This window comes from Thiopseudomonas denitrificans, from assembly GCF_002866065.1.
Taxonomy (GTDB): Bacteria; Pseudomonadota; Gammaproteobacteria; order Pseudomonadales; family Pseudomonadaceae; genus Thiopseudomonas; species Thiopseudomonas denitrificans.
In genome coordinates, this window is sequence record NZ_LNJZ01000001.1 from 17,480 (window position 1) to 39,281 (window position 21,802).

At 58.7% G+C, this 21,802-nt stretch carries 17 protein-coding genes, 1 tRNA gene and 1 pseudogene; 15 read left to right on the forward strand and 4 right to left on the reverse strand.

What is annotated here, in order from left to right; genetic code table 11:
- The first annotated feature begins 26 nt into the window (after window positions 1-26).
- The 12 genes from AR306_RS00055 to AR306_RS00110 all read left to right on the forward strand — a co-directional run bounded on the left by AR306_RS00055 (window position 27) and on the right by AR306_RS00110 (window position 12,038).
- Complete coding sequence (locus tag AR306_RS00055) at window positions 27-1,334, forward strand: ATP-binding protein (RefSeq protein ID WP_101495565.1); 1,308 nt, start codon at window positions 27-29, stop codon at window positions 1,332-1,334.
- Window positions 1,327-1,704 (forward strand): RNA-binding S4 domain-containing protein, encoded by a 378-nt coding sequence (locus AR306_RS00060; protein WP_101495510.1) that lies wholly within the window; start codon window positions 1,327-1,329, stop codon window positions 1,702-1,704. Before AR306_RS00055 ends, AR306_RS00060 begins: the two co-directional genes overlap by 8 nt.
- A 192-nt stretch (window positions 1,705-1,896) precedes the next feature.
- Window positions 1,897-2,790, forward strand: coding sequence for an Hsp33 family molecular chaperone HslO (hslO, locus tag AR306_RS00065; protein ID WP_101495511.1), 894 nt, complete (start codon window positions 1,897-1,899; stop codon window positions 2,788-2,790).
- A gap of 102 nt (window positions 2,791-2,892) precedes the next feature.
- The gene (locus tag AR306_RS00070) at window positions 2,893-4,434 is read left to right on the forward strand and encodes a phosphoenolpyruvate carboxykinase (protein WP_101495566.1); all 1,542 of its coding nucleotides are present in this window, start codon (window positions 2,893-2,895) and stop codon (window positions 4,432-4,434) included.
- Between the two features lie 327 nt (window positions 4,435-4,761).
- Complete coding sequence (gene hexR, locus AR306_RS00075) at window positions 4,762-5,643, forward strand: transcriptional regulator HexR (RefSeq protein ID WP_101495512.1); 882 nt, start codon at window positions 4,762-4,764, stop codon at window positions 5,641-5,643.
- A 389-nt stretch (window positions 5,644-6,032) separates the two neighbouring features.
- Window positions 6,033-6,824 (forward strand): ABC transporter ATP-binding protein, encoded by a 792-nt coding sequence (locus AR306_RS00080; protein WP_101495513.1) that lies wholly within the window; start codon window positions 6,033-6,035, stop codon window positions 6,822-6,824.
- Between the two features lie 10 nt (window positions 6,825-6,834).
- Window positions 6,835-7,590: an ABC transporter substrate-binding protein gene (locus AR306_RS00085; protein WP_101495514.1), complete on the forward strand. Its 756-nt coding sequence runs from the start codon at window positions 6,835-6,837 to the stop codon at window positions 7,588-7,590.
- Window positions 7,591-7,899: 309 nt separating this feature from the next.
- The gene (locus AR306_RS00090; protein ID WP_101495515.1) at window positions 7,900-8,595 is read left to right on the forward strand and encodes an ABC transporter permease; all 696 of its coding nucleotides are present in this window, start codon (window positions 7,900-7,902) and stop codon (window positions 8,593-8,595) included.
- Window positions 8,592-9,281, forward strand: a complete 690-nt coding sequence (locus AR306_RS00095) for an ABC transporter permease (RefSeq protein WP_101495516.1) — start codon at window positions 8,592-8,594, stop codon at window positions 9,279-9,281. The genes AR306_RS00090 and AR306_RS00095 overlap by 4 nt, the downstream gene beginning before the upstream one ends.
- Window positions 9,282-9,359: 78 nt before the next feature.
- Complete coding sequence (locus AR306_RS00100; RefSeq protein ID WP_101495517.1) at window positions 9,360-10,568, forward strand: methyltransferase; 1,209 nt, start codon at window positions 9,360-9,362, stop codon at window positions 10,566-10,568.
- Window positions 10,569-10,761: 193 nt separating this feature from the next.
- Window positions 10,762-11,886, forward strand: coding sequence for an ISAs1 family transposase (locus AR306_RS00105; RefSeq protein ID WP_101495518.1), 1,125 nt, complete (start codon window positions 10,762-10,764; stop codon window positions 11,884-11,886).
- Between the two features lie 76 nt (window positions 11,887-11,962).
- Window positions 11,963-12,038: transfer RNA gene (locus tag AR306_RS00110), tRNA-Thr, on the forward strand.
- 40 nt (window positions 12,039-12,078) lie between these two features.
- On the opposite strand, the gene ypfJ is transcribed toward AR306_RS00110, so the two are convergent.
- Window positions 12,079-12,987, reverse strand: a complete 909-nt coding sequence (gene ypfJ, locus AR306_RS00115) for a KPN_02809 family neutral zinc metallopeptidase (RefSeq protein WP_101495519.1) — start codon at window positions 12,985-12,987, stop codon at window positions 12,079-12,081.
- Between the two features lie 298 nt (window positions 12,988-13,285).
- Window positions 13,286-13,942, reverse strand: coding sequence for a ribosome biogenesis GTP-binding protein YihA/YsxC (yihA, locus tag AR306_RS00120; protein ID WP_101495520.1), 657 nt, complete (start codon window positions 13,940-13,942; stop codon window positions 13,286-13,288).
- A 226-nt stretch (window positions 13,943-14,168) separates the two neighbouring features.
- On the opposite strand from yihA, the gene AR306_RS00125 reads away from it, so the two are divergent.
- From AR306_RS00125 to AR306_RS00135, 3 genes are all read left to right on the forward strand, one after another.
- Window positions 14,169-14,777: a c-type cytochrome gene (locus tag AR306_RS00125; RefSeq protein ID WP_101495521.1), complete on the forward strand. Its 609-nt coding sequence runs from the start codon at window positions 14,169-14,171 to the stop codon at window positions 14,775-14,777.
- A 153-nt stretch (window positions 14,778-14,930) separates the two neighbouring features.
- Entirely contained in the window at window positions 14,931-16,121 is a 1,191-nt protein-coding gene (locus tag AR306_RS00130) for an NnrS family protein (RefSeq protein WP_101495522.1), read from the forward strand.
- A 423-nt stretch (window positions 16,122-16,544) separates the two neighbouring features.
- Window positions 16,545-18,059: a succinate CoA transferase gene (locus AR306_RS00135; protein ID WP_101495523.1), complete on the forward strand. Its 1,515-nt coding sequence runs from the start codon at window positions 16,545-16,547 to the stop codon at window positions 18,057-18,059.
- Window positions 18,060-18,336: 277 nt separating this feature from the next.
- Here AR306_RS00135 and ppk1 read toward each other — a convergent pair.
- Window positions 18,337-20,433, reverse strand: a pseudogene (ppk1, locus tag AR306_RS00140) (polyphosphate kinase 1); the annotation flags it as partial.
- A 202-nt stretch (window positions 20,434-20,635) separates the two neighbouring features.
- Window positions 20,636-21,643, reverse strand: a complete 1,008-nt coding sequence (gene hemB / locus AR306_RS00145; protein WP_407071169.1) for a porphobilinogen synthase — start codon at window positions 21,641-21,643, stop codon at window positions 20,636-20,638.
- Window positions 21,644-21,802: the final 159 nt, after the last annotated feature.

Here is a 21,802-nt window from a genome sequence, read left to right on the forward strand (position 1 = left end):
GCAGTTTCTTTGGTCGCCTGCTTGGCATGGTGTTGCTGGCGGTGCTGTTTTCCAAGGCGCTGACGCTGATCTATCTGCTGCTCAATGATGATGTGCTGGTTGACCGGCAATACAGTCATGGTGCGGCCCTGACCCTGCGCGCCTACTGGGCGGCACCGGCCAGCGAACAGCAGGGCGTGGCCGAGGCTGCCGGCTTGCAGCTGGTGCGTGAGCACCATGTGCCGGAAGGCGAGCGGCAATGGCCCTATAGCGATATTTTCATTGAGCAGATGAAGGCCGAGCTGGGCGAGGACACGCGTGTACGCATCAGCGTGCAGACGCCGCCCTCGTTGTATGTCAATGCGCCTTCGCTGGGGCCGGACTGGATCCGCATTCCCCTGTATCCGCACCCGTTGCGCGGCCAGCGTTTGTGGAACCTGTTTGGCTGGTTTCTCGGCATCGGCGTGTTGTCCACCGCGGCGGCCTGGCTGTTTGTGCGCCAGTTCAGTGCGCCACTCAAGCGGCTGGTGATCGTGGCCCGGCAATTCGGTGAGGGGCGCAGCGTGCGCTTGCCGGTGGAGGCCGATACCGCCAGCGAGATGGCCGAGGTGTATCACGCCTTCAACCAGATGACCGACAACATCGAGCAGTCCAACCGCGAGCGCGAACTGATGCTGGCCGGCATCTCCCATGACTTGCGCACCCCTTTGACCCGCATGCGGCTGGCTCTGGCGCTGCTGGGCGAGGAAAGCGAACTGGCGCGCGACATGGTTCACGACATCGAGGACATGGACGCAATCCTGGAGCAGTTTTTGGCTTTCATCCGTGACGGTCGTGACGAGGCCAGCCAGGTCTGCGACCTGAGCGCACTGGTGCGGGAGGTGGTGCAGCCCTATCACCAGCAGGGTTACGATATCGGGCTGCAGTTGCAGGACGGCATCACTGCGCCGCTGCGCCGCCTGTCGTTCAAGCGCATGCTGGTCAATCTGATCGAAAATGCCATTCGTTATGGCGGCTCGCGAATGCATATCACCCTTGTTGTGGACCACCAGGATTCATCCGGTCAGGCCGTGCTGACTGTACGTGATACCGGGCCGGGCATTGCCTCAAGCGATCTGTCGGGCATCTTCAATCCGTTCATCCGTGGCGACCAGGCCCGCGGCGGGCAGGGTGCGGGTCTGGGGCTGGCCATTGTGGAGCGTATTATCCGTTTGCATGCGGGGCATATCGAATTGCGCAACCATCCGGCCGGAGGGCTTGAAGTGCAGGTCAGCCTGCCACTTGAAAACCGGCAGCAGCGGCCCAAGCTCAGGTACAAGCCAAAACCGGCAAAGAAATGGAAACGTAATGGATAAGGTTCGTATCGACAAATGGCTCTGGGCCGCCCGCTTTTTCAAGACCCGCAACCTGGCTAAAACCGCCATTGAGGGCGGCAAGGTGCATTGCCGTGGTGAGCGCTGCAAGCCGGCCCGTGACCTGCGCATTGGTGACGAGCTGCAGATCCGCTGCGGCTACGACCTGCGTACCGTGGTGGTCGAGGCGCTGAGCGAGGTGCGCCGAGGTGCACCGGAGGCGCAACTGCTTTACCGTGAAACCGAGGACAGCATCCGCAAGCGCGAAGAGGAAGCGCAATTGCGCAAGGCCGGAGCCCTCGGTATCCAGACCGACGGTCGTCCCAACAAGAAACAGCGCCGCCAGCTTGATCAGTGGCTTGACCAGTGTTGAATGACTGACAACTGTAGGTTCGAATTTATTCGAACAAATCAGGCTGTTGTCAGGCCCACACCTATTTAAACAAGCCGCATATCGTCAGGGGTACAGCGTTTCATGTGCGAATAAATTCGCACCTACATATAATTCATGTCCCGGCACTGTACGCACCCGTTTTTTATATCAAAACTATTCTCCAGGTACCCCATGACTGACACCGACTTCACCCAGCGTTTCATCTTCGACAACCACGATGCCCGTGGCGAACTGGCCACCCTGGAACAAAGCTACGCCCATGTGCTGGCCAAGCACGACTACCCGGAACCGGTGGCGATCCTGCTCGGTGAACTGATGGCCGCCGCCGCATTGCTGGTCGGCAGCCTCAAGTTTGACGGCCTGCTCACCCTGCAGGTACGCGGCGAGGGGCCCCTGTCGTTGCTGGTGGTCGAATGCTCCAGCGAGCGCGAAATTCGTGGGCTGGCCCGTTATGACGCAGGCCGTATCGAAATCGGCGCAACCCTGCAGGAACTGATGCCCAGCGGCGTGCTGGCCATGACCATTGATCCGGCCGGCGGCCAGCGCTACCAGGGGCTGGTTGCCCTCGACGGAGACAGCCTGGCCGACTGCCTGAATGCCTACTTTGCCAGCTCCGAACAGCTGGAGAGCCGTTTCATCCTGCATGCCGACGGTCGCCGTGCCCGTGGTTTCCTGCTGCAACAGCTGCCGGTCGCACAGGTGCCGCAGGGCGAACAGCGCGAAGCCAGCTGGCAGCACCTTACCACCCTGGCCCAGACCCTGAGTGCGGAAGAGCTGCTGGGGCTCGACAACATCACAATTCTGCACCGGCTGTACCATGAAGAGCAGGTGCGGCTATTTGACGCGCAAGGCGTCAGCTTCAGTTGCAGCTGCTCGCGCGAGCGCTCACAAAACGCACTGCTCAGCCTCGGTGAGCAGGATGTTCTGGCTCTGCTGGAGGAGCAAAACGGCCAGATCGAAATGGACTGCCAGTTCTGCAACCAGCGTTATCATTTCAGCGGCGATGATATTCGCCGGATCTTTGGCCTGGATCACAGGAATGATGGTTTATCTACCGTGCATTAATTAAAAAGCTCAGGCATAATAAGCGGATCTTTTTTTAACCTTGTAGTGTTTTGTGCGAAGCACTACATTTTTGAACAAACGGCGGGGCCGTTGGGGATCGACATGACGCAAGCAAACATCAATGTGTACACTGACATCAGTGCTGCTGAACTTATTGAACAGGCCGTTCAGCGCGGTGAGGGCAAGCTGGCCGACAACGGCTCGCTGGTGGTGGAAACCGGTCACCGCACCGGCCGCTCCCCGGCCGACCGCTTCATCGTCAAGGAGCCCAGCACCGAAGCGCAGATCTCCTGGGGTGCGGTCAACCGCCCGGTCGAGCCGACAGTGTTCGACGCCCTGTGGGAGCGTGTCCAGGCCTATGTTGCCGAGCGCGACAGCTTCGTTTCCCATGTACATGTAGGTTCCGATCCCCGCTACTACCTGCCGGTCAAGATGACCACCACCACTGCCTGGCACAACCTGTTCGGCCGCTGCCTGTTCATCACTCCCGAGCAGTACAACCCGTCCAGCAAGTCCGAGTGGCAGATCATCAACGCGCCGTTCTTCGAGTGCGTGCCCGAGCGTGACGGCACCAACTCCGACGGCACCGTCATGATCAACTTTGCTGCCAAGAAAGTCCTGATCGCCGGCATGCGTTACGCCGGTGAAATGAAGAAGTCCATGTTCTCCGTGCAAAACTTCCTGCTGCCAGAGCAGGACGTACTGCCCATGCACTGCGCCGCCAACGTTGGCGAAGACGGTGATACCACCCTGTTCTTCGGCCTGTCCGGCACCGGTAAAACCACCCTGTCCGCCGACGAAAGCCGCTACCTGATTGGTGACGACGAGCACGGCTGGGGTGTTGGCACCGTATTCAACATCGAGGGCGGCTGCTACGCCAAGTGCATCGACCTGTCCGAGAAAAACGAGCCGGTCATCTGGAAAGCCATCAAGTTTGGCGCCGTGCTGGAAAACGTCGTACTCAACGACAAGCGCACGCCTGATTACAAGGACGACAGCCTGACCCAGAACACCCGTGCCGCCTACCCGCTGGCCAACGTGGAAAAGGTCACGGCCGAAAACCGTGCCGGCGAGCCCAACGCCATCATCTTCCTGACCTGCGACCTGACCGGCGTACTGCCTCCGGTGTCCATCCTCAACAACGAGCAGGCGGCCTACCACTTCCTGTCCGGTTACACCGCATTGGTCGGCTCTACCGAAATGGGTTCCGGCGGCGGCATCAAGTCCACCTTCTCCACCTGCTTCGGTGCGCCTTTCTTCCCGCGTCCTGCCGGTGTCTACGCCGAGCTGCTGATCAAGCGCATCAACGCCTTCGGCTCCAAGGTGTATCTGGTCAACACCGGCTGGACCGGTGGCGGCTATGGTGTCGGCAAGCGTTTCGACATCCCGACCACCCGTGGCGTGATTGCCGCCATCCAGAGTGGCGCCATCGCCAATGCCGAAACCGAGCACCTGGACATCATCAACCTGGACGTGCCAACAGCCGTTCCCGGTGTCGAGACCAACCTGCTCAACCCGCGCAACACCTGGGCTGACAAGGATGCCTACGACGCGGCTGCCAAAGAACTGGCCGGCAAGTTCATCGAGAACTTCAAGAAGTTCGAGGTGTCCGACGCCATCCGCACAGCAGGTCCCAAGCTGTAACAGCTGACGACTGCCAAAAAACCGCTCTCCGGGGCGGTTTTTTGTGCCAGTCACAAAAGCTGCTTCGGTGCATTTTACCGTAGGTTCGAATTTATTCGAACATGAAAGCGATCCGCGAGTTTTGCAATAAAGGGGTCAGGTGCATTTTACAGAGGAAATATGTACCTGACCCTTTAATTGCAGATGCTGCTGTGCGAATAAATTCGCACCTACAGTTGGGTCCGTCATTCTGAACATTTCTTCCCTGTCACCTTTTCCAAGCGGGACGCGTCCATGTAGTGTAAAATCCATGCCACTACAGCCAGGCAGCCTAATTGAGAGAGCAGAGTGAACCTGTTAAACCACATCAAGGAAACCCGTCCGGAACTGCGCAAGTCAGAGCTGAAAGTCGCCGAGTATGTGCTCTGCGAGCCGGCTTTGGTGATGCATAGCTCCATGGCGGATGTTGCCCAGGCTGTGGGCGTCAGCGAACCGACCATCGTGCGCTTCTGTCGTGCCATTGGCTGTCAGGGTTTCCAGGACCTGAAACTCAAGCTGGCACAAAGCCTGGTGGCCGGTGCCAGCTTCGGTCAGTTTGCCATTCACGAGGAAGATCGGGTCGCCGATGTCGCCCTGAAGATCTTCGATACCACCCTGCATACCCTGATCGATGTGCGTGAGAGCCTGGACACCAGCGCGCTGGAGCAGGCGATCAGCATGATCGCGGCCGCGCCACGGGTCGAGTTCTATGGTTTTGGCGCTTCGGGCGCAGTGGCGGCGGATGCCCAGCACAAGTTTTTCCGCCTGTTGTTGACGGCGGCGGCCTACAGCGACCCGCACATGCAGGCGATGTCGGCGGTGACGCTGACGGAAGGCGATGTCGCCATCTGCATTTCCCAGTCCGGCCGCTCCCGCGACCTGCTGACCACCGCCAACCTGGTGCGTGAAACCGGTGCCGGCCTGATCACCCTGTGCCCCAGCCAGACCCCGCTGGCCGAGCTGGCTACTGTCAACCTGGCGATCGACGTGCAGGAAGATACCGAGATCTACACCCCGCTGACCTCGCGCATCGCCCACTTGGTGGTGATTGATGTGCTGGCCATGGGTGTGGCCATGGCGCGCGGACCGGATCTGGTTGATCATCTGAAAAGCGTCAAGCGCAGTCTGCGCAGCTTGCGCCTGTCACCCAAGGCTGCTGCCCGCCCGATTGGTGACAAAGCAGACCAGTAAAGGAAGGGTGGACCCTGCGCTGCGCGCCGGGTGAGACATTGAGCTGTAGGTGCGAATTTATTCGCACAGCCGCGCCAGAGATCCAATGTCCGAATAAATTCGAACAGAAGCGGTCACAACAGATATTTGGTTGCGAAGCGATACGTCAAATAACCATCCAGTACTGAGTTTGGCGCAGTCGCAGACTCTATAGTCACCTGCCAGCAGTAAGCCAGCTAACCCCTTTGTCGGCTTTATTTCCCTGCCATAGCTTCCAAAAAATGACCAAAAGTGGCACTATCGCACCTCTATTTTATGCATGCATACCGGCCAGTTGCCTTTTATCCGCGCAAACTGGCCCGGGCCCGGTACGCTAAACGCCTGACCGGGCCGTTTTGACGAGGTCATTTATGACGCAATCCACTCCGGCCGCGGCTACACCGGCCCTGGAAGTGCGCGATCTGCACAAAAGCTATGGCGATCTTGAGGTCATCAAGGGTATATCGCTGGCTGCCCACGACGGCGATGTCATTTCCATCCTGGGTTCGTCCGGTTCGGGCAAATCCACCTTCCTGCGCTGCCTGAATCTGCTGGAAAACCCGCACAAGGGCCAGATTTTCTTCTCTGGCGAAGAGTTGCAGCTGAAAGCCGACAAGACCGGCGCGCTGCAAGCCGTGCGCAACGAACAGATCAACCGCCTGCGCACCCAGGTCGGTTTCGTGTTCCAGAACTTCAACCTCTGGCCGCACATGACAGTGCTCGACAACATCATCGAGGCACCGCGCCGGGTACTGGGCCAGAGCAAGGCCGAGGCCATCGCGACCGCAGAGGCCCTGCTGGCCAAGGTCGGTATTGCCGACAAGCGCCACAACTATCCCAACCAGCTGTCCGGCGGCCAGCAGCAGCGTGCGGCCATTGCCCGTACGCTGGCCATGCAGCCCAAGGTCATCCTGTTTGACGAGCCCACCTCGGCACTCGACCCGGAAATGGTCCAGGAAGTGCTGGGCGTTATTCGTGGTCTGGCCGACGAAGGCTGCACCATGCTGCTGGTCACCCACGAGCTGAGCTTTGCCCGCCAGGTATCCAGCCAGATAATGTTCTTTCATCAGGGACGGATTGAAGAGCAAGGCACACCCGAAGAGGTGTTCGAACGGCCGCAATCCGAGCGTTGCCGTCAATTTATGTCCAGTCACTACCTGTGAGGTCTGACCCATGAAAAACTACAAGAAAATCCTTCTCGCAGCTGCCACCAGCCTGGCTTTGAGCACCGGTGCCATGGCCGCCGACAAACTGCGCATCGGTACCGAGGGTGCCTATCCTCCGTTTAACCTGCTGGATGCCAACGGCCAGGCCGTGGGTTTTGACCTGGATATTGCCCAGGCGCTGTGCGACAAGATGGGCGCCGAGTGTTCGGTAGTCCTGTCCGACTGGGACGGCATCATCCCGGCCCTGAACGCCAAGAAATTCGACTTCCTGGTCGCTTCCATGTCGATCACCGAAGAGCGCAAGATGGCCGTCGATTTCACCGACCGCTACTACAGCAACGGACTGCAATTCATCGCGCCGAAAAGCGTCGACTTCAAGGTTGACGCCGCCAGTCTGAAAGGCAAGGTGATCGGTGCCCAGCGTGCCACCATCGCCGGCAACTGGCTGGAAGACAACCACGGCCGCAACGTTTCCATCAAGTTGTACGATACCAACGAAAACGCCTACCTGGACCTGGCTGCCGGCCGTCTGGACGGTGTACTGGCTGACAAGTTCGTCAACTGGGAATGGCTGGAAAGCGACGCCGGTAAAGACTTCGAGTTCAAGGGTGATCCTGTGTTTGAAGACGACGAAATCGCCATTGCCGTACGCAAGGGCAACAAGCAGCTGGTCGAGCGCCTGAACAAGGCCCTGCAGGAAATCCGTGAAGACGGTACCTACAAGCAGATCAACGACAAGTACTTCCCGTTCGATATTTACTGATCGGGCAGGGTTGTCGCTCTACAGACTTTAAAACCTGTAGGTGCGAATTCATTCGCACAAAAGACGGCGGTAATGTGCGAATGAATTCGCACCTACGCTAATCTGTCAGAGTGGGGAACGAGCGGCATGGCATTGGCGTTACCCTGTAGGTGCGAATTTATTCGCACAAAAAATGACGGTAATGTACGAATGAATTCCACCTATATTAATCTGCCGCCCTGCGTGAAAACGCAGGGCCCATAAAATGCAAAACGACAAAACACCAATTTTTATCAACACCCATACGACCCTGCCGAAAATATTTTCCACATGATTTTTGATTTACACGGTTTTGGCCCCGCCTTGCTGGCCGGAACCTGGATGACCATCAAGCTGGCGCTAGCCTCCCTTGTGGTGGGCCTGATCCTCGGCCTGCTGGGTGCCCTGGCCAAAACCTCCCCCTATCGGGCGCTGCGCTGGCTGGGTGACGCCTATTCCACCCTGGTGCGCGGCGTGCCCGAGCTGCTCTGGGTATTGCTCATCTATTACGGCTCGGTCGGTACCGTGCAGGCATTTGGCGAAATGATCGGCCAGCCCGAGCTGGAACTGAGCCCCTTTGCCGCCGGCGTGCTGGCGCTGGGCCTGTGTTTTGGCTCCTACGCTACCGAAGTGTTCCGTGGTGCCCTGTTGTCGATCCCGCGTGGCCAACGCGAAGCCGGCCTGGCGCTGGGCCTGTCACGCAAGCGCATCCTCTGGCAGCTGGTACTGCCGCAGATGTGGCGCGTCGCCCTGCCAGGTCTGGGTAACCTCTACATGATCCTGATGAAAGACACCGCACTGGTCTCGGTGATCGGCCTCAATGAAGTCATGCGTCAGACACAGATTGCTGTCACCGCCTCCAAGCAGCCGTTCACCTTCTTCATGGTTGCCGCCATCATCTATTTGAGCCTGACCGTGCTCAGCATGCTGGCGCTGCAATGGTTCGAGCGCCGTGCCAACCGTGGCTTCAGCAGGAGCAGGGCATGAACTGGGAACTGATCTGGAAATACCTGCCCAAGCTGGGCGAGGGTGCCTGGCTCACGCTGGAACTGGTCGGCATCGCCGTGGTGGTCGGCCTGGTACTGGCCATTCCGCTGGGCCTGGCCCGCACCTCACGCCACTGGTACGTGCAAGCTGTGCCTTACAGCTATATCTTCTTCTTCCGTGGGACACCGCTGCTGCTGCAGCTGTTCCTGGTGTACTACGGACTGGCCCAGTTTGACGCCATCCGTCAGGGCCCACTCTGGCCCTACCTGCGTGACCCCTACTGGTGTGCGCTGATCGCCATGACCATGCACACCTCGGCCTACATCGCCGAGATCATCCGTGGCGCCATCCAGTCGGTGCCGACCGGTGAAGTGGAAGCGGCCCGTGCACTGGGCATGTCGCGCCTGCAAACCGTCTGGCACATCGTTCTGCCACGGGCGGCGCGCATCGGCCTGCCGGCCTACAGCAACGAAGTGATCCTGATGCTCAAGGCCAGCTCGCTGGCCAGTACCGTCACCCTGCTGGAACTGACCGGCATGGCGCGCACCATCATCGCCCGCACCTACATGCCGGTAGAAATCTTCTTCGCCGCCGGCCTGTTTTATCTGGTCATGACCTTCATCCTAGTACAGATCTTCCGCCTGCTGGAACGCTGGCTGCGCGTAGACATGCTGCAGGGTCGTTGATGCTCCACCCAAAATGTAGGTGCGAATTTATTCGCACAAACCGTACTCATGTACGAATAAATTCGTACCTACAGAAAAATGCAGCAGACAACTGAGCAACTCGACGAGCGCTTCACCGCCCTCGACCAGCTCCTGCTCGACCACCAATCCCTGTGGCACAACCAGCCCTTCACCCAGCAAACCCTGGCCTGGGAAGCTGACCTCCCAGAACTATCCGCCTGGCTACGCGCACAGAGCCTCGAACACGCCGAACAGCACCAGCTGGAGCCATGGAAAGCATTAAAGGCACCATTAAAGGGGTCAGGTACATTTTTCGCAGAAAATATATACCTGACCCCTTTAATGCAGCTACCCCGCCATCCAGTCAAGCGACTCCCCGAAGCCATGTCCCGCGGCATTCCGGGTCGTAAATGGCAACAGATAGAAGCCTTCGCCGCCTGCCTGCCGCCACACTGGCAAGGCAGCCGCTGGCTCGACTGGTGTGCCGGCAAGGGCCACCTGGGCCGCCGACTGGCCTGGCCAAACGACTGCCTGTGCTGCATTGAACACGATGCCCAGCTGATCAAGGACGGCCAGCAGCTCAGCGAGCAATGGCAGGTACAGGCCAGTCACCAGCACTGCGATGCCCTCAGCGAGCAGGCCATTTCTCACCTGGCCACCAGTGACACCTGGACAGCACTGCATGCCTGTGGCGACCTGCACACCAGCTTGCTACGGCACACAACAGGGCAGGGCGTACGCCGGCTGGCCATTGCCCCCTGCTGTTATAACCGTATCCGTGCCGGCCACTACCAGCCGCTATCCGCTCAAGGCAAGGCGTCCAAACTGCGGCTGGACCGCACCATGCTCGGCTTGCCACTGCAAGCTACAGTCACCGCCGGCGCAGCCGAAGTACGCAAGCGCAACCGCAACATGGCCTGGCGGCTGGGCTTTGATCTGCTGCAGCGTCAGTGGCGCGATGTGGACGAATACTTGCCAGTACCCTCGATGGCCAACCGCTGGCAGCACGACAACTTTGCCGGCTGGTGCCAAGCCGCCGCCGAACTCAAAGGTATCGAAACCAAACCGGTAAGCGACTGGCGGGCAGCAGAACAGGCTGGATGGCAGCGACTGGCCGAAGTGCGCAACCTTGAACTGGTACAAGGCCTGTTCCGCCGACCGCTGGAGCTATGGCTGCTGTTCGACATGGCCTTGCTCCTGCAAGAGCAGGGCTTTTCCGTACAGCTGGGCGAATTCTGCCCGCAGGAACTGACTCCAAGAAACCTGCTATTGCTCGCAGAAAGATAGAGGTAATAAAGGGACAGTCGCTGCTCCTGTAGGTACGAATTTATTCGTACATGAGGTAACGCCGGCGCTGTGCGAATAAATTCGCACCTACATCCCACCCCAGGGCAATCGCATGAAAGTAGCGAAGGGTGAAGAAACTGCCCGCAGGAGGTGAAAACCGGTGTAATGTCCCGTTTTTTACCGGGATGCCGCGATGCAACAGGAAGAAAGGCTGAGCCTGTCAGAGGTATTTGTCACGGTCGATGATCCACGCCAGTCAGGCAAGGTGGAGCACGATCTGGTGGAGTTGCTGGTGGTTGCTGTCAGTGCGGTACTTTCAGGAGCAGATACCTTTGTGGAAATCGAGGAGTGGGCCACGGAGAAGCTGCCGTGGTTGCGCCAACACTTGAAACTCGCCCATGGCATTGCCTCGCACGACACGTTTGCACGGGTCTTCAGCCTGATTGATCCGGAACAGTTCGAGGCTGCGTTCCGCCGCTGGGTGGTCTCAATTCTGCCGGTCCTTGATGCCCAGGTGGTGGCTATAGACGGCAAGACCAGTCGACGATCGGGCAAGGCCAATAGCGCGCCTTTACATCTGGTCAGTGCGTTTGCCGCTGGTGCCAACCTGGTACTGGGTCAGCGGGCTGTAGCAAAAAAATCCAATGAGAAGACCACGATTCCTGAATTGCTGGCAGTGCTCTCGCTGCAGGGCTGCATCGTCACACTCGATGCCATGGGTACCCAGGCCAACATCGCTCAGGCGATCCGTGATCGAGGTGCGGACTATGTGCTGGCGGTCAAGGATAACCAGCCAACGCTGGCTGACGCGATCCGGGATTTCTTCGTGCTGTTCAAGCAAGCCCCGCAACACACGCCTCACACGATGTCGGAGACAGTAGAAAAGAATCACGGCCGCCTGGAAATACGCCGTTGCTACGCTTTCGACGCCCTGCAGTGCCTGCCGCGCAAGGAGCAGTGGCCGGATCTGGCCTCATTCGTGGTCATCGAGTCTGAGCGATCAATACAGAACAAAACCAGTATCGAACAGCGTCTGTATATCAGCAGCCTGCCAGCTCAGGCTGAACGCATTGCCACTGCAATCCGCCAGCACTGGTCTGTCGAAAACAACCTGCACTGGTGCATGGACGTGGTCTTTGCCGATGACCAGATGCGCGCAAGGACTGATCATGCCGGCCACAACATGGCGCTACTCAAGCAACTTGCCCTGAACTTGCTGAGAACTGACCCTACCGCCAGAAAGGGAAGCCTTAAGACCAAACGCCTCATCGCCGCGACCTCCGATACCTATCGCGCCGCACTGCTTGGCCTGAGCTGACTTTCATGCGATTGCCCTGCATCCCACCCAAACAGGCCTTTACAAGATAAAATCTGCCGCTATAATGGCGCACATTGCCGGTATAGCTCAGCAGGTAGAGCAACTGACTTGTAATCAGTAGGTCCCGCGTTCGATTCGTGGTGCCGGCACCATAACATCAAAAGGCTCGCAGAATTGCGGGCCTTTTTGTTTTTACAGTTTCGTTCCTGCCTTGAATGTATCGCACTGTGCCATATCTCCGCTATCAAACCCGCGCTTGAACCAGCGCATGCGCTGTTCCGATGTGCCGTGAGTGAAGCTGTCGGGAGTGACGGTACCGGTGGCCTGTTTTTGCAGGCGGTCGTCGCCGATTGCGGCGGCTGCGTTCAGGGCTTGTTGCATTTCGCCCGGGGCGAGCATTTGGCGATGGCGGTCAGCATGATGGCCCCAGACACCGGCGAAACAGTCGGCCTGTAGCTCCTGGCGTACAGATAGCTGGTTTTGCTGTGCTTTGGACAGGCCCTGTTGGGCCTTGCGTACTTCGGCAGAAATGCCGGTGATGGTCTGGATGTGGTGGCCGACCTCGTGGGCGATCACGTAGGCCTGGGCGAAGTCGCCGGGTGCTTTGTAGCGGGTTTTCAGGTCGTGGTAGAACGACAGGTCGATGTAGACCTTGCGGTCGGCCGGGCAGTAGAAGGGGCCGACGGCGGCGCTGGCCGAACCACAGGCAGACTGCACATGGCCACTGAACAGCACCAGGGTTGGTGCCGGGTAGCGCTGGCCCTGTTTGGCGAAGATCTCTGTCCAGGTGTCTTCGGTGTCGGCCAGGATTACCGAGACGAATTCGCCCAGACGCTGCTGTTCTGCACTCAGCTGGGCCGGTGTGCTGCTGGTGCTGACCTGTTCGCCGGTCAGTAGCGGCATCAGGTCGATGCCGAGCATGCGTGCGCCAAAGAAGGCCAGTACGCCCAGCAACAGCAGGGTACGGCCGCCTTTGGTTTTGAGCAGTACCGGTAGTAGGCGCATGGCGATGCCGCCGCCCATGGCGGCATTGATTGGTGAGCTTTTTTGGCCGCGACGGTCATCCACGTTGTCGCTACGGCGACGGTCTTCCCAGCGCATATGGTGTCTCCTGTTTATGTGGACCCTGCGACTACGCTTCACTTCGCGCAGGATGACAGTGCTGGTACAGTTCAGCGTTGCACATGTAGGTCCGAATTTATTCGGACAGGCCCGGCAAGGCCGGGCTGCATATACCATGTTCGAATAAATTCGAACCTACAGAAGCGCATATAAAAACGTTGTGCGAAGGGGCTTGCCTCTGAGAAAACCTGTGTCTTCTATCGGGGGCAAGCCCCCTCATACAAAAGCAAGTCCTTCATACAACAGGCAGCACGAGCCAGCGAGTCGTATGTGTTTGTTAGTCTTCTTCGATAACCATGTCTTCCGGCAGTTCGGGCTCGATCAGTTGTAGCCAGGCGGCCAGCTGATCGTAGGCTTCGTCGGTGCCGATGCGCTTGGTGGCGGAAAACAGCTGGATGCCGGCAATGTCGCCCCACTCATCCTGCAGCTGCTTGCGGGTTTTCTGCAGGGCGCTGCGACCGGCGCCGGGCGTCAGTTTGTCGCATTTGGTCAGCAGGACATGCACTGGCATGCCGGCGCCTTTGGCCCAGTCCAGCATCATGCGGTCGAAGGGGCTGAAGGGGTGACGGATGTCCATCATCAGCACCACGCCGGTCAGACAGTCGCGCCGGCTCAGGTAGGCTTCCAGGTGCTTCTGCCAGTGCTGTTTGAGCGGAATCGGCACCTTGGCGTAGCCGTAGCCAGGCAAGTCGACCAGCCGGCGCTGCTCATCCAGGCTGAAGAAGTTGAGCAGCTGGGTGCGCCCGGGAGTTTTCGAGGTGCGAGCCAGGCTGGCACGGGTCAATGTATTGATCGCGCTGGATTTGCCCGAGTTGGAACGGCCGACAAAGGCGACCTCAAGGCCCTCGTCCGGCGGGCACTGTTCAACCTTGGCGGCGCTGATCAGGAATTGCGCCTTTTGACACAGGCCGGGAAGCGGGTTTTTTTGCTGCATGACATCTCCAAGTGATTTTGATCATCCCAGAACGTTTCAGTTTTATGGCTGGCAGTATATAATGCCGCCAATTTTGTGCATACATTGCATCGTATTGGCCTACACATTGGGTTTTGTAGGGTTTATGCTGATAGCTGCATGATTACGTGCCGGGCAGGACAGGATGACACAGAGCGACCGTATCTGCCCCGGATAAATTTACTTTTGCCGTTGTTGGAATGAGCTGATGAACAAACTAGTCGTAAGTCTGCTGCTGAGCCTGGGCATTACTGGCCTTGCGCATGCGGCCGGTGATGCAGAAGCCGGAAAAAACAAGATCCTGATGTGCCAGGCCTGTCACGGTGCTGATGGTAATACCACGTTGATGCCGACCTATCCGAAGCTTGGCGGCCAGGGTGCGAACTACCTGTTCAAACAGATGCTGGACATCAAGACTGGCGAACGTCCGGTCGTGGAAATGACCGGCATGCTGGATGCGATGTCGGATCAGGACATGAAAGACATCGCGGCATGGTATGCCAGCCAGAAAGGCACTACCGGCTACGCCGACCCCGAGCTGGCCGAGCGTGGTGAAGCATTGTTCCGTGGCGGCAAGCTGGCTGATGGCATGCCTGCCTGTAGCGGTTGTCACTCGCCTGATGGTGCCGGCCTCGATCTGGCCCGGTATCCCAAGCTGAGCGGCCAGCATGCCGACTATATTGCCAAGCAGCTGACCGACTTCCGCGAAGGCGACCGTTACAATGACGGTGATGCCATGACCATGCGTGATGTGGCTGAAAAGCTGAGCAACAAGGACATCAAGGCGCTGGCGAGCTACATTCAGGGCCTGCACTGACCCGGGCTGTCAACCGCAGACAAAACGCCACCGCGCAGTTGCCGGTGGCGTTTTTCGTTGTAAAACTGATTGCAGACAAGTTTGGCCAACCACCGATAGCCAGCTTGGTGTATGGTTGACCCCGTTAGTGGGATATTAAATAAGGAGCTCACCATGCAGCTGATGGACAGGTCCAAGGCACTGGGCATTACGCCTTTTTTGCGTCTGGGATTTCGACCTTTCTTCTTCTTCGGCGTGCTGCTGGCAATGCTGGCAGTTCCTGTCTGGGTAATGGCGTTGACCGGGCATGTCGAGTCCTGGCAGCCGGTTGGAGGCTGGCTGGCCTGGCACCGACATGAGTTGCTGTTCGGCTTTGCCGGTGCCATCGTTGCCGGCTTTTTGCTGACCGCAGTCCAGACCTGGACCGGAGTGCCCGGCCTGTCGGGCAAGCTTTTGCTCGGGTTGACGGTGATCTGGCTACTGGCTCGCCTGAGCTGGCTGGCCGGCATGCCGCTGGGCTGGGTGATCCTGTTCAATGGTCTGTTCATGCCGCTGGTGGCGTTGCAAATGGCGCGCAGCGTCTGGCCGGTACGTCAGGTGCGCAACTATCCGCTGGTGGTGGTGCTGGTCGCCCTGTCGTTGCTGGAGTTGCTGGTGCTGTATGGTGTGGCCAAGGGTGATGATGCCCTGCAGCGTCAGGGTGTATTGGGCGGTGTCTGGGCGGTAGGCGCACTGATGAGCATTATTGGTGGCCGGGTCATTCCGTTTTTCACCCAGCGCGGTTTGCTGCGCCCCAGGCAGGTTGCACCGATCAACTGGCTGGAGCAGGCCTTGCAGTTGGGCACGGCGGTAATCATCCTGTCTTTTGCCGCAGGCTGGGCGCTTGAGCGCAATGCCTTTCTGGGCGTGATTTTCATTGCCATGGGTGTCGGGCACGGTGTGCGCGTGGGACGCTGGCATGATGCCGGGCTGTGGAAGGTGCCGCTACTGTGGTCGCTGCACCTTGCCTACTACTGGTTTGTGGTGGCGTTTCTGGCCATGGGGCTGTGGCATCTTGAGTGGATCGACAACTTCAGCGTGGCGGTACACGCGTTGACGGTTGGCGGCATGGCGGGCCTGATTCTTGGAATGATTGCCCGCGTCACTCTGGGCCATACCGGACGCATGCTGAATCCGCCAAAAGCGATGGTGATCGGTTTTGCCATCTTCAACGCTGGCGCGCTGTTCCGGGTGTTCGGGGTGGGCGTGGCTTACATCGGCTTTTTGTGGCTGGCCGCGTTGTGCTGGTTTGTTGCGCTGCTGATCTATCTGGTCAATTACGGCCCGATGTTGTGGAAGGCGCGCGTGGATGGGGCGCCGGGTTAGTGGTTGGCTGTTTATGTTTTGTAGGTCCGAATTTATTCGGACAGCCCGGGCAAGGTCGTGCGGCGGTGTGGATGTGCGAATGAATTCGCACCCACAGTTGGTGTTTTGCAGGAAGAGGCTTTCTCAGGGGCAAGCCCCTTCGCACAATCAGCTTTGCGGCTGCGTGTAGCATCAGGGCTTCATGCAGCCATCACGCAAACATGAAGGAGTATCGGCCAGCCAACAGGATGGGCTGGCGGCAGGGAACAGGGGGCGAAATCGACCTTTGTATAGCTGTTAAAAACTGGTGGGGCCCTAGAATGGAAAAATAAGCAGCGTCCTGTCCGGAGCACAACCCCCGAACGGCACGCATCATCGGCCTATCAGGCTGGTGGGCAAGTGCGGCACAAACTCATATGAACCGTATTTTTTGAGGTGATTTTCATGACGCAGGATTTGAGCAAGTTCATTCGTAAACCCGAGTTTCTGGAGAAGGTGGTATCTGCAGAAGAGGCGGCATCCTGGATTGATGACGGCATGACGCTGGGCATGAGTGGCTTCACCCTGTTCGGTGAACCGAAAGAGTTCCCGATGGCTCTGGCCGAGCGCGGCAAGAAAGAGAAGTTCAAGGTCAACCTGTTCACCGGTGCCTCCATGGGCCCTGCTGCTGACGGCTCCATGGCCGAAGCCGGCATCATCAACCTGCGCTTCCCGTACAACGCCAACCCCATCCTGCGCAAGCAGATCAACGAAGGCGAAGCGTTCTACATTGACCAGCACCTGTCCCACAACGCGGAATACGTGCGTCAGGGTGTGCTGCCACGCATCGACTACGCGATCATTGAAGCCGCTGCCATCACCGAAGACGGCGACATCATCCCGACCGGTTCCGTGGGCAACTCCCCAATCTACGTCGAGACCGCCAAACACGTCATCATCGAAGTGAACGTGTCCGCGCCTGCCGCCTATGAAGGCATGCACGACATCTATATCCCCGGTCCTGCCGGTGAAAACGCCCGTTGCGACATTCCGCTGTGTGAAATCAGCCAGCGCATCGGCACCAAGGGCATCAAGGTAGACCCTGCCAAGGTGCGCGGTATCGTGATCTCCAGCCAGCCAGACATTCCGTCCCCGCTGTTCGAGCCAAACGAGGAAACCCAGCAGATTGCCGACAACCTGCTGCACTTCCTGCACGAGGAAGTACGCAAGGGTCGTCTGCCAAACAACCTGGCTCCGCTGCAGTCTGGTGTCGGCTCCGTGGCCAACGCGGTTCTGAACGGCATGCAGAAATCCGGCTTCAAGGATGTCATTGTTGCATCCGAAGTACTGCAGGATGGCGTGTTCGACCTGATTGATGCTGGCGTGGTCAAGTTCGCTGCCGGTACCGCCCTGTCGCTGTCCAAAAAGCGCGTCGATACCCTGGCCGAAGACCTGGAGAAGTACGCTGGCAAGGTAATCTTCCGTCCGCAGGAAATCTCCAACCACCCCGAGCTGATCCGTCGTCTGGGCGTGATCTCTTTCAACACTGCGCTGGAAATCGATATCTACGGCAACATCAACTCCACCCACGTCAGCGGTACCCACATGATGAACGGTATCGGCGGCTCCGGCGACTTCGCCCGTAACGCCCGTATCACCATGTTCGTGACTGCGTCCACCGCCAAAAACGGCGCGATCTCTTCGATCGTTCCTTTCGTCACCCATGTTGACCACACCAACCACGACGTTGACGTGATCATCACCGAACAGGGCTACGCCGACCTGCGTGGTCTGGCTCCTCGTCAGGCTGCCGAAGCGATCATCGAGAACTGCATGCACCCAAGCTACAAGCAGCAGGCCCGTGATTACTTCGAGGAAGCCAAAGCCAAGCGCGGCGGTCACACCCCGCACCTGCTGGACAAGGCCTTCTCCTGGCACATCAACCTGGCCGAGAAGGGCACCATGAAGCTGGACGACTAAAACCGGTTTTGTGACGTGATAAAGAGAAGGGCTTCCGCAAGGAAGCCCTTCTTGTTTGTGGGCTGTTTTATCGTTGTGCGTCTAATTAACGAAATCACATGCATCTGTAGGTGCGAATTTATTCGCACACCTGCTGTAGTGATGGTTTTTGTACGAATGAATTCGCACATACGGCCAACCCCTACTGATGGGTGTTTTGTAGATTCGAATTTATTCGAACAAGCCGGGCAAAAGCGGGTAGTAGTGGGGATGTGCGAATAAATTCGCACGAGCGGTTTCAGGTTTCTATCAGCGGCAGGCCCAGCTTGTCCTGCAGGCGTTGCTGGGCATGGCATGGCTTTTCATCAGGTTGCGGTTGCAGGCGTACATAGCTGCCGTCGCTCTGCAATAGCCAGGCATGGGTATTGTCACGCAGGTATTGCCCCAGCTCTTTCTTGACTCGTCTGATCATTTTTGCGTCCGTCAGCGGAAAGCAGGCTTCAATACGCTTGTCGAGGTTACGCTCCATCCAGTCGGCGCTGGCCAGAAACAGCTTTTCTTCGCCGCCGCTATTGAGAAAGTAATACACCCGGCTGTGCTCCAGCTGACGACCGATGATCGAGCGTACCTGGATGTTGTCGGAAATGCCGGAAATGCCGGGGCGCAGGCAACACATGCCGCGCACAATCAGGTCGATCCGTACACCGGCCTGGCTGGCACGGTACAGCGCACGGATGATTTTGTCGTCGGTCAGGGCGTTAACCTTGATCACGATGTGGGACGGCAGGCCGGCCAGCGCGTTGCTTTCTTCCTGGATGATCATTTCGTTCAGGGCGTGACGCAGGGTAAAGGGTGCATGCAGCATGCAGTGCATCGCTTTGGCCTTGCCCATGCCAACCAGCTGGTTGAACAGGCTGGAGATGTCTTCGCACAGTTCGCGGTTACCGGTGAGCAGGCTGTAGTCGGTGTACAGCCGGGCGTTGCCGGCGTGGTAGTTACCGGTACCCAGATGTGCGTAGCGTACCAGTGTGTCCTGTTCGCGGCGCAACACCAGGGCGAGTTTGGCGTGGGTCTTGAAACCGAGCATGCCATAGATGACCACGGCACCGGCGGCTTGCAGGCGGCTGGCCAGAGCGAGGTTGGACTCTTCGTCAAAGCGGGCGCGCAGTTCGATGACGACGGTCACCTCTTTGCCGTTGCGGGCAGCCTCGACCAGCGCATCGACAATTTCCGAGTCAGCGCCGGAGCGATACAGGGTCTGTTTGATGGCCAGTACCGCCGGGTCCTGGGCAGCGCGACGCAGAAAATCGATCACCGGGGTAAAGGATTCGTAGGGGTGATAGAGCAGTACGTCCTGCCGGGCGATGGCCTGGAACAGGCTTTCGGACTTGAGCAGCGCCTTGGGGATGGCGGGTGTGAAAGGCACAAAACGCAGGTGCGGATGGCTGGTAAGCTCGGTAATGGCAAACAGGCGGGTCAGGTTGACCGGCCCGTTCACCAGGTACAGCTCGTCCGGGCCGAGATTGAATTGTTGCAGCAGATATTCAACCAGGTGTGGCGGACAGTTGTCGGCAACTTCCAGGCGTACCGCGTCACCAAAACGCCGGGCGTAGAGTTCGCCGCGCAGGGCGCTGGCCAGGTCGGCAACATCGTCAACCTCCATCGACAGGTCGGCGTTGCGGGTGAGGCGAAACTGGTAGCAACTCTTGACGCTCATGCCGTGAAACAGGTCATCGGCATGGGCATGGATCATGGATGACAGGAATACATGCTGCACGCCGCCGCTGGTCAGCTCGTCGGGAATGCGGATCAGGCGTGGCAGACTGCGCGGGGCCGGCAGGATGGCCAGCCCGGAGTCACGACCGAAGGCATCAACCCCTTCCAGCTCGACGATGAAGTTGAGGCTCTTGTTGGCCAGCAGCGGGAAGGGATGGGCCGAGTCCAGGCCGATGGGCGTGACCACTGGCGCGACCTCGGCGTTGAAAAACTCGGCAACCCAGTTGCGGATGGCTGGCGTCCAGTAACGCCGGCGCACGAAACGGATACCTTCTTCGGCCAGTGCCGGCAGCAGGGTCTGGTTGAGAATGTGGTACTGGCGCTCGACCTGTTCATGCACGATTTCGGCAATCCGGGCCAGTGCCTGCTGGGGCTGGATACCGTCGGCGTCAATGCGCGGGCGCGAATAGGCCACCTGGCGCTTGAGGCCGGCTACCCTGATTTCAAAGAACTCGTCCATGTTGCTGGAGAAGATCAGCAGGAATTTCAGCCGCTCCAGCAGTGGCACCGATTCGTCGAGTGCCTGCTCCAGCACACGGATGTTGAATTGCAGCTGGGACAGCTCACGGTTGATGTACAGACTGCTGTCATCCAGGGCGATGCTGGCGGGGGCGGGGCTGTCTGGCTGCATGTTGATTTGTCCTGTAGCTGCTGGAAATCACCGCATCAGACGCGGTGATGACGTATTTGACGGTGATGAGACTGCAGATTACATACCTGTAGGTACGAATTTGTTTGTACAAAAAATGCCCATATATCAAAGGTGCGAATAAATTGGCAGCACATCAAATGTGCGAATAAATTCGCACCTACAGGAGGAGCTATTGTTGCTGCAGCAGTTCGGCGACGCGTGCGGCGAAGTAAGTGAGGATGCCGTCGGCACCGGCGCGCTTGAATGCCAGCAGGGACTCCATGATGACTTCTTCACCCAGCCAGCCGTTCTGGATCGCGGCCATGTGCATGGCGTACTCGCCGCTGACCTGATAGGCAAAGGTGGGCGCCTTGAACTCTTCCTTCACGCGCCAGACGATGTCCAGGTAAGGCATGCCGGGCTTGACCATGACCATGTCGGCGCCTTCGGCCAGGTCGGTGGCCACTTCATGCAGGGCTTCGTTGCCGTTGGCCGGGTCCATCTGGTAGGTGAATTTATTGGCCTTGCCGAGGTTGGCTGCCGAGCCGACGGCGTCGCGGAAGGGACCGTAGTAGGCGCTGGCGTACTTGGCCGAATAGGCCATGATGCGGGTGTTGGTGTGGCCGGCATTTTCCAGTGCTTCACGAATGGCCATGATGCGGCCGTCCATCATGTCGGACGGAGCCACCACCTGGGCGCCGGCTTCGGCGTGGGACAATGCCTGGCGTACCAGTGCGTCAACAGTTTCGTCGTTCAGGACGTAGCCGTTGTCGTCCAGAATGCCGTCCTGGCCGTGGGTGGTGAAGGGGTCCAGTGCCACGTCGGTGATGATGCCCAGCTCGGGGAATTTCTGGCGCAGGGCACGGGTGGCACGCTGGGCAATACCGTCTGGATCCCAGGCTGCGGCGGCGTCCAGTGACTTGTGCTCGGGTGGCGTGACCGGAAACAGTGCCAGGGCAGGAATGCCCAATGCCACCCAGCGTTCGGCTTCCTGCAGCAACAGGTCGATGGACAGGCGCTCGACGCCGGGCATGGAGTGCACTGCCTCACGCTGGTTTTCACCGTCCAGCACAAAAACCGGCAGGATCAGGTCGTCCACGCTCAGGCGGTTTTCACATACCAGGCGACGGGAGAACTCGTCGCGGCGATTGCGGCGCAGGCGGGTGGCGGGAAACAGGCGTTGGGCAGTATTGGTCACGATAAACTCCTAGTGTTACGGTGCGTAGCGGGCAGGCACCGAGAAAAGACCTGTCTATTTAACCACAAACAACGAATATTTCCTTGCATGTGGCGCATCCTCTGGTATCATTTGCGCCCTTGTCGTGTGCGGTATTCAACAATGGGGTTGGATGGCGGC